This is a genomic window from Glacieibacterium sp., from assembly GCF_965200405.1.
Lineage (GTDB): Bacteria > Pseudomonadota > Alphaproteobacteria > Sphingomonadales > Sphingomonadaceae > Glacieibacterium.
Genome location: NZ_OZ241356.1, coordinates 1,670,628 through 1,682,944 on the forward strand (window position 1 = coordinate 1,670,628; position 12,317 = coordinate 1,682,944).

Consider the following 12,317-nt stretch of genomic DNA (forward strand, 5'->3'; position numbering starts at 1 on the left):
CGTACACAGACATTCCGGCTCGCTGTCCACGCAAGGACGGTGGCCGCCTTTCCCGGTCCCGGGACACGGTGCGACTTGCGATTGCGCCGCGACGAATTGGGACAGGTTTAAGGTTTCATCACGCTGGCGGTGCGGTTCGAGGCAACTCGGATACGCACTTTTTCGCGTTGGGGGTCGCTCCTCGGCGCAGGCGGCAAAGGGAATAGACGATATATGGCAACGCAGCCCGCACCACCGGCCAAGACGCCGATGTTCATCGCCAAGAAGCGCATCCGCAAGAGTTTCGGCAAGATCCATGAGGTCGTGCAGATGCCGAACCTCATCGAGGTCCAGCGCGAATCTTACGAGCATTTCCTGCGCTCGCGCCCGGCCGACGGCTACGTCTCCGGTCTCGAGAAGACGCTGCGCTCGGTGTTCCCGATCCGCGATTTCGCCGGCACCGCCGAGCTCGACTTCGTGCATTACGAGCTCGAGGATCCCAAGTACGACACCGACGAGTGCCGGCAGCGTGGCATGACCTATGCGGCGCCGATGCGCGTCACGCTCCGTCTCATCGTCTTCGAAGTGGACGCCGACACCGAGGCACGGTCGGTTCTCGATATCAAGGAGCAGGACGTCTACATGGGCGACATGCCCTTGATGACGAACAACGGCACCTTCATCATCAACGGTACCGAGCGCGTCATCGTCAGCCAGATGCACCGTTCGCCGGGCGTGTTCTTCGACCACGACCGCGGCAAGACGCACTCGTCGGGCAAGTTCCTGTTCGCCGCCCGGGTCATCCCGTATCGCGGCTCGTGGCTCGACTTCGAGTTCGACGCCAAGGACATCGTCCACGTCCGTATCGACCGCAAGCGCAAGCTGCCGGTGACGACGCTGTTCTACGCGCTGAACTACACGTCCGAGGAAATCCTCAACGAGTTCTACAAGCGCGTCGTCTGGGTCCGCGGCCATGGTTCGCAGGGCGAGGCCGGCTGGGTCGTGCCCTTCGTCGAGGCCAATTGGCGCGGCCAGAAGCCGTCGTTCGACATCGTCAACGGTGAGACCGGCGAAGTCATCTTCCCGCTCGGCACCAAGATCACGCCGCGCGTTGCCCGCAAGGCAGCCAGCGACGGCCTGAAGACGCTGCTCATCCCGACCGAGGAAATCTTCGGCCGCTACAGCGCCTTCGACCTGATCAATGAGACGACCGGCGAGATCTACATCGAGGCCGGTGACGAGTTGACCGCCGAGAACCTCGAGAAGATCGACCAGTCGGGCCAGACCTCGATCGAGCTGCTCGACATCGACCATGTCTCGGTCGGTCCGTGGATCCGCAACACGCTGATGGCCGACAAGGTCGAGGAGCGCGACCATGCGCTGTCCGAGATCTACCGTGTCATGCGTCCTGGCGAGCCGCCGACGCGCGAGACCGCCGAGTCGATGTTCTACGGCCTGTTCTTCGATGCCGACCGCTACGACCTCTCGGCCGTCGGTCGCGTCAAGATGAATATGCGCATGGCGCTCGACGTGCCCGACGACATGACCGTGCTGCGCCGCGAGGACATCCTCGAGGTGGTTCGCACGCTGGTCGGCCTGAAGGACGGCCGCGGCGAGATCGACGACATCGACAACCTCGGCAACCGCCGTGTGCGTTCGGTCGGCGAGTTGCTGGAGAACCAGTACCGTGTCGGGCTGTTGCGCATGGAGCGCGCGGTCAAGGAGCGCATGTCGTCGGTCGATATCGACACCGTCATGCCGAACGACCTGATCAACGCCAAGCCGGCGGTCGCCGCGGTGCGTGAATTCTTCGGCTCCTCGCAGCTGTCGCAGTTCATGGACCAGACCAACCCGCTGTCGGAAGTCACCCACAAGCGTCGCGTTTCGGCCCTCGGGCCGGGCGGTCTGACCCGTGAGCGTGCCGGCTTCGAGGTCCGCGACGTCCATCCGACGCACTACGGTCGTATCTGCCCGATCGAGACGCCGGAAGGCCCGAACATCGGTCTGATCAACTCGCTCGCGACCTTCAGCCGGGTCAACAAGTACGGCTTCATCGAGACGCCTTACCGCAAGGTCATCGACCATAAGCTGACCGATGACGTCGTCTATCTGTCGGCGATGGAGGAGGCCAAGCACACGATCGCGCAGGCCAACGCCGGGACCAACTCGGACGGTACCTTCGTCGAGGAGCTGATCTCGTCGCGTGAAGCGGGCGAGTTCCTGATGAGCCCGAAGAACAACATCACGCTGATGGACGTTTCGCCCAAGCAGCTGGTGTCGGTCGCCGCTTCGCTGATCCCGTTCCTCGAGAACGACGACGCGAACCGCGCACTGATGGGCTCCAACATGCAGCGTCAGGCTGTGCCGCTGGTCAAGGCCGAGGCACCGTTCGTCGGTACCGGGATGGAGGGCACCGTTGCCCGCGACTCCGGCGCCGCGATCGCATCGCGCCGGACCGGCATCGTCGACCAGGTCGATGCGACGCGTATCGTCATCCGTGCCACCGAGGACGTGGCGGCGGGCAAGTCGGGCGTCGACATCTACACGTTGATGAAGTTCCAGCGCTCCAACCAGTCGACCTGCATTAACCAGCGTCCGCTGGTGACGGTCGGCGACATGGTGGCGAAGGGCGACATCATCGCCGACGGTCCGTCGACCGAGTTCGGCGAGCTGGCTCTCGGCCGCAACGTGCTCGTCGCGTTCATGCCGTGGAATGGCTATAATTATGAGGACTCGATCCTCATCAACGAGAAAATCGTCAAGGAAGACGTCTTCACCTCGATCCACATCGAGGAGTTCGAGGTCATGGCCCGCGATACCAAGCTCGGGCCGGAAGACATCACGCGCGACATCCCGAACGTCGGCGAGGAAGCCCTGCGCAACCTCGACGAGGCCGGGATCGTCTACATCGGTGCCGAGGTCGAGCCGGGCGATATCCTGTGCGGCAAGATCACGCCGAAGGGCGAATCGCCGATGACGCCGGAGGAAAAGCTTCTTCGCGCCATCTTCGGTGAGAAGGCTTCGGACGTTCGCGATACGTCGCTCAAGCTGCCGCCCGGCGTCGCCGGTACGGTCGTCGAGGTCCGGGTGTTCAACCGCCACGGCATCGACAAGGACGAGCGCGCGCTGCAGATCGAGCGTGAGGAAATCGACCGTCTCGACAAGGATGCCGCAGACGAGCGCGCCATCCTCGACCGGGCGACCTACACCCGTCTTCGCGAGACCCTGCTCGGCCAGACCACGGCGGCGACGCCCAAGGGCCTGCGCAAGGGATCGATCATCGACGACGAGATGCTGGAGAGCCAGCCGCGTCGCGAATGGTGGAAGTTCGGCGTTACCGACGACGCGCTGCAGGCCGATCTCGAGGCGCACAAGACGCAGTGGGACGAGGCCCAGGCCAACATCGACGCTCGCCTGGATGACAAGAAGGGCAAGCTGCAGGCCGGTGACGAGCTGCCGCCGGGCGTGCTCAAGATGGTCAAGGTGTTCGTCGCGGTGAAGCGTAAGCTGCAGCCGGGCGACAAGATGGCCGGCCGCCACGGCAACAAGGGCGTGATCTCGCGCATCCTGCCGCAGGAGGACATGCCGTTCCTCGAGGACGGTACGCCGGTCGATATCGTGCTCAATCCGCTCGGCGTGCCGTCGCGGATGAACGTCGGGCAGATCTTCGAGACGCACCTTGGCTGGGCCGCGCGCGGTCTCGGCAAGCAGATCGGCCAGATGCTCGAGGACATGTACGAGAAGGGCAAGGACCTGACGGGTAGCGGCGAGCCGCTGCGCGCCAAGCTCAAGTCGATCTACAACGGTCAGTACGACAGCGACATCGCCCAGATGAACGACAATGAGCTCGGCGAACTTGCCAGCAACCTGTCGCTGGGCGTGCCGATGGCGACGCCGGTGTTCGACGGTGCCCGTGAAGCCGATGTCTCGGCGATGCTGGAACTGGCCGGGCTCGATGCGTCGGGCCAGGTCGAGCTCTTCGACGGGCGTTCGGGCGACATGTTCGATCGCAAGGTGACGGTGGGCTATATCTACATGCTCAAGCTGCACCACCTCGTCGACGACAAGATCCACGCACGTTCGATCGGGCCGTACTCGCTCGTCACCCAGCAGCCGCTGGGCGGTAAGGCGCAGTTCGGCGGCCAGCGCTTCGGCGAGATGGAGGTGTGGGCCTTGCAGGCTTACGGCGCCGCCTACACCTTGCAGGAAATGCTCACGGTCAAGTCGGACGACGTCATCGGCCGTACCAAGGTCTACGAAGCGATCGTCAAGGGCGACGACACGTTCGAGGCAGGCATTCCGGAGAGCTTCAACGTTCTCGTCAAGGAAATGCGTAGCCTCGGCCTGAACGTCGAACTGCAGAACGCCGAGAAGGTCGAATAGCGGAGGCGGCGCGCCAGCGCCGATAGCGCGGGGGGTGCAGCGGCGACGCGCATCCCCCGTCCCCCGCACAGATTAGAAGGAACGGTTATGAACACCGAACTGATGAACTTCTTCAACCCGGCCGCGAAGCCGGAGACTTTCGACCAGATCCAGATCTCGCTGGCCTCGCCGGAGCGTATCCGCTCCTGGTCGTTCGGCGAGATCAAGAAGCCGGAAACCATCAACTACCGGACCTTCAAGCCGGAGCGTGACGGCCTGTTCTGCGCCCGCATCTTTGGACCGATCAAGGACTACGAGTGCCTGTGCGGCAAGTACAAGCGCATGAAGTACAAGGGCATCGTTTGCGAGAAGTGCGGCGTCGAAGTCACCGTCTCGAAGGTCCGGCGCGAGCGCATGGGCCACATCGAGCTGGCCGCCCCGGTCGCGCACATCTGGTTCCTGAAGTCGCTGCCGTCGCGCATCGGCATGCTGCTGGACATGCCGCTCAAGAACCTCGAGCGCGTGCTGTATTTCGAACAGTATGTCGTGCTCGAGCCCGGCATGACGCCGATGAAGAAGTTCGACCTCCTCACCGAGGACGAACTGCTGACGGCGCAGGATGAGTATGGCGAAGACGGCTTCCAGGCCGGCATCGGCGCCGAGGCAATCCGCAAGCTGCTTGAGGAAATGGACCTCGAGGGCGAGATGGTCGTCCTGCGCGAGGAGCTCGCGACGACCAAGTCGGAGCTGAAGCCCAAGAAGATCATCAAGCGCATGAAGGTCGTCGAGAGCTTCATCGAATCGGGCAACAAGCCCGAGTGGATGGTGCTTCAGGTCGTGCCGGTCATCCCGCCCGAGCTGCGTCCGCTGGTGCCGCTGGACGGTGGTCGTTTCGCGACCTCCGACCTCAACGACCTGTATCGCCGCGTCATCAACCGCAACAACCGGTTGAAGCGCCTGATCGAGCTGCGCGCGCCGGACATCATCGTCCGTAACGAGAAGCGCATGCTTCAGGAAGCCGTCGACGCATTGTTCGACAACGGCCGCCGTGGCCGCACCATCACCGGTGCCAACAAGCGTCCGCTGAAGTCGCTGTCCGATATGCTCAAGGGCAAGCAGGGCCGCTTCCGCCAGAATTTGCTCGGCAAGCGCGTCGACTATTCGGGTCGTTCGGTCATCGTCACCGGTCCTGAGCTCAAGCTGCACCAGTGCGGCCTGCCGAAGAAGATGGCGCTCGAGCTGTTCAAGCCGTTCATCTACTCGCGCCTCGATGCCAAGGGTCTGTCGATGACCCTGAAGCAGGCGAAGAAGTGGGTCGAGAAGGAGCGCAAGGAAGTCTGGGACATCCTCGACGAGGTCATCCGCGAGCATCCCGTGCTGCTCAACCGTGCCCCGACGCTGCACCGTCTCGGCATCCAGGCGTTCGAGCCCGTGCTGATCGAGGGCAAGGCGATCCAGCTTCACCCGCTGGTCTGCTCGGCCTTCAACGCCGACTTCGACGGCGACCAGATGGCCGTCCACGTCCCGCTGAGCCTCGAGGCCCAGTTGGAAGCGCGCGTCCTGATGATGTCGACCAACAACATCCTGTCGCCGGCGAACGGCAAGCCGATCATCGTGCCGTCGCAGGACATGGTCCTGGGTCTGTACTATCTCTCGATGGACCGCGAAGGCGAGCCGGGCGCCGGCATGGCTTTTGGCAACATGGCCGAAGTCCACCAGGCCCTGCACGCCGGTGCCGTGACGCTGCACTCCAAGATCCTGGCGCGCGTCGAGACCACCGACGAGGCCGGCAAGATGGTGCTGCGCCGTGTCGAGACGACGCCGGGCCGCATGCTGCTCGGCGAGACGCTGCCGAAGAACCACAAGGTGCCGTTCGAGACGATCAATCGTCTGCTGACCAAGAAGGACATCGGCGACGTCATCGACGAGGTCTATCGCCACACCGGCCAGAAGGAGACCGTGCTGTTCGCCGACGCCATCATGGCGCTGGGCTTCAAGCATGCCTTCAAGGCCGGGATCAGCTTCGGCAAGGACGACATGGTCATCCCTGAGAGCAAGATCACCACGGTCAATGCGACTAAGGCGCAGGTCAAGGACTATGAGCAGCAGTACCAGGATGGCCTGATCACCCAGGGTGAGAAGTACAACAAGGTCGTCGATGCCTGGGCTCGTTGCGGTGACCAGGTCGCCGACGCGATGATGAAGGAGATCAGCTCCAAGAAAATGGGCGAGAACGGCCGCGAGAAGCAGATCAACTCGATCTACATGATGGCTCACTCGGGTGCCCGCGGTTCGCAGGCGCAGATGAAGCAACTTGCCGGCATGCGCGGCCTGATGGCCAAGCCGTCGGGCGAGATCATCGAGACGCCGATTATCTCGAACTTCAAGGAAGGCCTGACCGTCCTGGAGTACTTCAACTCGACCCACGGCGCCCGCAAGGGTCTCGCGGACACCGCGCTGAAGACCGCCAACTCGGGTTACCTGACCCGCCGTCTGGTCGACGTGTCGCAGGACTGCGTCGTCTTCGAGGATGACTGCGGTACGACCCGCGGCCTGATCATGAAGGCGATCGTCGACGGCGGTTCGACCATCGTGTCGCTCGGCGAGCGTATCCTCGGGCGCACCGTGCTCGACGATGTCGTCGACGTGAAGACCGGCGAGATCCTGGCTCCGGCGGGCATGCTGCTCAGCGAAGTCGACGTCGTGCGCATCGAAAAGGCCGCCGTTCCGGAGGTCAAGATCCGCTCGCCGCTGCTGTGCGAGACCAAGACCGGCGTTTGCGGCACCTGCTACGGCCGCGACCTGGCGCGTGGTACCCCGGTCAATGCCGGTGAAGCTGTCGGCGTCATCGCCGCGCAGTCGATCGGCGAGCCGGGCACCCAGCTGACCATGCGTACCTTCCACATCGGTGGTGCCGCACAGGTCAGCGAGCAGTCGACGCTGGATGCTCCGGTCGACGGCAAGGTGCTGCTGCGCAACCTGCACACCATTCGCGACTCGCGAGGCCGCGATGTCTCGATGGGCCGTAACGGTGAGCTCGTGCTGATGGACGATGACGGGCGTGAGCGTTCGATCCACCGTATTCCGTACGGCGCGACGCTGATGCATGCCGATGGGGCGATCGTCTCCAAGGGCGACCGCCTCGCCGACTGGGATCCGTACACCCTGCCGGTCATCACCGAGAAGTCGGGCAAGGTTAAGTACCAGGACCTGATCGAAGGCGTCTCGATGTCCGAGAACGTCGACGATGCCACCGGCATTGCCCAGAAGGTCGTGCAGGACTGGCGCCAGATCAACAAGAAGGACGACCTCAAGCCGCGCATCACGCTGCTCGACGAGGGGTCGGGCGAGAGTGCTCGCTACCTGCTTGCGGTCGACGCCATTCTGTCGGTCAACGACGGCCAGGATGTCGAAGCCGGCGACGTGGTTGCCCGCATCCCGAAGGAAGCCGCCAAGACGCGCGACATCACCGGCGGTCTGCCGCGGGTGGCCGAGCTGTTCGAGGCACGCATCCCCAAGGACAATGCGGTCATCGCGCGCATCAACGGGCGTGTGGAATTCGGCAAGGACTACAAGACCAAGCGCCGGATCAGCATTCGTCCCGAGGACGGCGGCGAGGTTGCCGAGTATCTGGTGCCCAAGGGTCGCCACGTCTCGGTCCAGGAAGGCGACTATGTCCGTCGCGGCGACTATCTGATCGACGGCAATCCGAACCCGCACGACATTCTCGACGTGCTGGGCATCGAGCCGCTGGCCGAATATCTGTGCGCCGAGATCCAGGAGGTCTATCGTCTGCAGGGCGTCAAGATCAACGACAAGCACATCGAGGTGATCGTTCGCCAGATGCTGCAGAAGGTCGAGATCACCAAGTCGGGCGACACCACGCTGCTCGTCGGCGAGCAGGTCGACCGCCTGGAGATGGACGCCGACAACGCCAAGCTCGACAAGAAGGGTATCCCTGCAGAGGGCAAGCCCGTTCTGCTCGGGATCACCAAGGCGTCGCTGCAGACTAAGTCGTTCATCTCGGCGGCTTCGTTCCAGGAGACCACGCGGGTTCTCACGGAAGCCGCGGTGCAGGGCAAGATCGACACGCTGCAGGGCCTCAAGGAGAACGTCATCGTCGGCCGGCTCATCCCGGCAGGCACCGGTGCCGCTCTCGCCCGGGCCCGGGTCACCGCAACGTCGCGCGATGCGGCACTGCGGGCCACCCAAGCTGCGCGTCTGCCCAAGGCCGAAGTTCCGGTCGAGCTCGGCCCCGTGCCCAGCCCGCTTGGCGAGGTCGTCGGCGGCTAACGCTCGCGGATCTTCTGGACTGCAATAAAGGCGCGCCGGGTAACCGGCGCGCCTTTTTGTTTGCCGGCGCTGTCGGACAGACCTGAAACTGTCGCTGGTTCTTACAGTTTGCGGGTGAAGCCGCATTCTTGAAACGAGATATCGTCATTATTATAAAGGGTTAGTAAATCCTATAAAACGGCATGAACCTTGCAGACGTTGTTTAGGAGTAGTTCTATCTGAAAGAGGTGCGCTTAAGCTTGTGTGCTGTTGATTGGCGCTAGCTCGCCAGGGCTGATGTTTTATGCTTCGCTCACATCATCATACTGACGATCGAAGATGCAGGAACAGTAAGCTGAGCAGTGGTTTTCGTGCAGGCTGAGACGCAGATATCTCCACCTGATTGGAGCATCTCGATCTTTCTAACTGTGAGATTAATAAGAACGACTTCCATAGTCCAGTTCTACAGCGCTTGATGAATAGCGATTGTATAAACGGACACAGAATGATGTCCAAGCAACAGTGTTCTATCGCATTATCTGATCGGGCCAGCGTATAGTTGGCACGAATAGTTCATCGATGAACGTCCGCTAGTTGGCGAGTATCGACTCTTATCAAAACTATTCGTTACGCTATTGACTCATTATCTTGCCGCAACGATAAGGCCCTGTCCAATAACTGGACCAACAGGGGATTTATGTTCAAGACCACAATGATACTGCTTGCCGGCGTAGTCGCCGTCACTGGCCTTGGTTCGGCAGCCCAGGCGTCGACCGACACCGTCCAGGGACCCAGCGGGTACTTCGTCCCGACCGATGCACAGAAGAACGATTCACCTTATTATCGCGATGGTTCCCAGGACTGGAGCTGGACCCACGGCGCTATCGCCAGCGGCTTCACCATCGCGTCGCTGAGCGTGTCAGCGTACGACGTCGACTTTTCGTCTGGCGAGACCGACAATATCTACGCACTGGACAGCGGCACCTGGATCTTGCTCGGCGCGCTGACCGGCTCCGACAGCACTTGGGAATATGGCAACGCGTTCGCGCTCGGCGCCAATTTCTTCGACGACATCGCCACCGGCCTGCAGGTCAAGGTCGACATCGATGCCAACAACGGCGGCTGGATCGTCAGCCTCGGCAAGTCCGTCCTCACCACCGACGGCAGCGATCTTCCGCCGGTCGTTCCGGGCGTGCCTGAGCCTGCCAGCTGGGCGCTGATGATTGCCGGCTTCGGCCTGGTCGGCGCTGCCGCCCGTCGTCGTCGCAATTCGGCCGTCGCCGCCTGAGCCACGACCTGCGATCGTGATCAGCCCCGCCGGAGCAATCCGGCGGGGCTTCTTCTTGTTTCTGGTCCAGACTCACCATGCGGCATCGCAGACGGCGCCGACGCCACCGTCCTGCCCCAGAAATGCCGCTTGCGCCCGATATCAGCGGCGAAACGTATTCACCCTGTCGACTGTACCAAAGGCCTTGACCGTGAAGCTCCTTCCACTGCCGGATGACGCCGGGACCGCGCTGCTGCGCCAGCCCGCGCCGTGGCAGATGCCCCTACGCTGGCCGTGGCAGTCCAAATCGGGCAGGACGGGTACCGTGCTGACCATGTCACCCCCGCCGGAGCTGCGCGTCGCGCTGTTTTCCGGCAATTATAATTTCGTCCGCGACGGCGCCAACCAGGCCCTGAACAAGCTGGTCGGCTATCTCGAGAGCCAGGGCGTGCCGGTGCGGGTCTATTCGCCGACCGGGTCGACCGAGGCGTTTCCGGCAACGGGCACGCTGATCTCGGCGCCGTCCGTCCCGATCCCCGGGCGCACCGAGTACCGCTTCGGACTGGGCATCAATGCCCGGGTGCGCCGCGATATCGAAGCCTTCGCGCCGACGTTGATCCACCTGTCGGCGCCCGACCTGCTCGGCTTTGCCGCCAAGCGTGAGGCAAGGCGGCTGGGCGTTCCCGCCGTGGCCTCGTTCCACACGCGCTTCGACACCTATTTCCAGTTCTACGGCCTCGGCTGGTTCCGGAAGCATGCCGAGAACATCCTGCGCCGGTTCTACAGCGACCTGCCCGAAGTCTATGCGACCTCGGAGGGCTTTGCCGACGTGCTGCGCGAGCAGGGCATCAGCGAGCATATCGAGATCTGGAGCCGCGGCATCGACCGAGCGCGCTTCAACCCGCAACGGCGCTCGCTGGAGTGGCGGCGGACGATGGGGATCGCCGACAGCGACGTGGTGATCGGCTTCGTCGGGCGGCTCGTGCTGGAAAAGGGCCTCGACGTCGTCGCGGCGACCAAGGCCGAGCTCGAGCGCCGCGGTGTCGCCTGCAAGCTGCTGATCGTCGGCGACGGTCCGGCCCGCGACACGTTCGAGGCGCAGGCGCCGGGTGCGATCTTCACCGGTCAACTCAGCGGCGATGCGCTGGCGGTCGCCTATGCCTCGTCCGACATGCTGATCAATCCGTCGACCACCGAGACCTTCGGCAACGTCACGCTGGAGGCGATGGCCAGTGGCCTGCCGGTGGTGGCGGCGCTGGCGACGGGCAATAATTGCCTGGTCGACGACGGCGTCAGCGGCGCGCTGGTGCCGCCCGGCGACATCGCCGCCTTTGCCGACGCGATCGCCGTCCTGATCGCCGACCCGGCCCGGCGCGAGGCTGCCGGCGCGGCTGGGGTCGAGCGGGCGCAGGGCTATGACTGGGACGCGATCAACGGCGGAATGCTGACGCATTACCGTGCGGTGGTTGCAAATTACGCTCGCCAGCGTATGTTGGCGGTGCCGGGTTAGCGCTCGGCTATGGCGATACAGAGTGCCGTGTAATAAACACAACGGACCCGGGGGCGGTACCCGGCGGCTCCACCATCGTACCCCCGTTGTCGGGGGAGGCATGGGGCCGAAACAGGATCGACGTGTGTCCAAAGACGGAGACTTTTGCCCGGCCTGAATGAGCCGTAAAACCGTTCGATTTGATAAATGCCAACGACAACGAGGCATTCGCAATCGCAGCGTAACCCGGTCCTCACGGACTAAGTTACACTGGCCGAAAGCGCGGTAGGGACCATACCGGGCAACAGAAATGGAAACCGGCGGTACGGGGAGCACCGAGCAACAGAAGCTCCCCACCTTGTCTTTTCGACGGACCCGGCGCTTACACCTTGGCGTTGGGGCAGCCTTGCCAGTATCGTGGCGTCGAGCCGGAGCCGATTCGTGAACGACACCACAGCCGATAGCCTGATTCCCTACGACGAGATCGTCCAGGACGCCTTGCGTTCTGTGGTCCGCCGGGTCCTCGACCGCATCGATGCGGAGGGCGGATTGCCGGGCAGCCACCACTTCTACATCGCGTTTCGCACGCGCTATCCCGGCGTCGAGATGCCCAAGCACCTGCTCGAGCGCTATCCGGAGGAGATGACCATCGTCATCCAGCACCGGTATTGGGACCTGTTCATCGACGATCGTCACTTCCAGATCGGCCTGAGCTTCAACCAGGTGCCGGCCAAGCTGCACATTCCGTTTGACGCGATCACCGGGTTCGTCGACCCGGCGGTCAACTTCTCGCTGCAGTTCCAGCCCAAGGAGGGCGAGGCGGCCGCCGCCGTGCCTGAGCCTGCGCCGCCGCTGCCGCCGATTGAGGACGGCTCGAACGTCGTGACGCTGGACCGCTTCCGCAAGAAATAGGCGCGCCGCTTGGCATGGCTGCCCCGCTCGGGCAAA

5 protein-coding genes and 1 other RNA gene are annotated in these 12,317 nt (G+C 63.3%); all 6 read left to right on the forward strand.

Annotated elements, in window-relative coordinates:
• Positions 1-213 precede the first annotated feature (213 nt).
• The 6 genes from rpoB to ACOFKW_RS07775 all read left to right on the forward strand — a co-directional run bounded on the left by rpoB (position 214) and on the right by ACOFKW_RS07775 (position 12,281).
• Complete coding sequence (gene rpoB, locus ACOFKW_RS07750) at positions 214-4,362, forward strand: DNA-directed RNA polymerase subunit beta (RefSeq protein ID WP_419816740.1); 4,149 nt, start codon at positions 214-216, stop codon at positions 4,360-4,362.
• An 87-nt stretch (positions 4,363-4,449) separates the two neighbouring features.
• Positions 4,450-8,634 (forward strand): DNA-directed RNA polymerase subunit beta', encoded by a 4,185-nt coding sequence (gene rpoC, locus ACOFKW_RS07755; RefSeq protein WP_419816741.1) that lies wholly within the window; start codon positions 4,450-4,452, stop codon positions 8,632-8,634.
• 676 nt (positions 8,635-9,310) lie between these two features.
• Positions 9,311-9,901: a PEPxxWA-CTERM sorting domain-containing protein gene (locus ACOFKW_RS07760; protein WP_419816742.1), complete on the forward strand. Its 591-nt coding sequence runs from the start codon at positions 9,311-9,313 to the stop codon at positions 9,899-9,901.
• A 313-nt stretch (positions 9,902-10,214) separates the two neighbouring features.
• Complete coding sequence (locus ACOFKW_RS07765) at positions 10,215-11,390, forward strand: glycosyltransferase family 4 protein (RefSeq protein ID WP_419816904.1); 1,176 nt, start codon at positions 10,215-10,217, stop codon at positions 11,388-11,390.
• Positions 11,343-11,688, forward strand: a transfer-messenger RNA (tmRNA) gene (ssrA, locus tag ACOFKW_RS07770). Before ACOFKW_RS07765 ends, ssrA begins: the two co-directional genes overlap by 48 nt.
• A 122-nt stretch (positions 11,689-11,810) precedes the next feature.
• Positions 11,811-12,281 carry an SspB family protein gene (locus tag ACOFKW_RS07775; RefSeq protein ID WP_419816743.1) on the forward strand — a complete coding sequence of 157 codons (471 nt, stop codon included), beginning with the start codon at positions 11,811-11,813 and terminating at the stop codon, positions 12,279-12,281.
• The last annotated feature ends 36 nt before the right edge of the window (positions 12,282-12,317 follow it).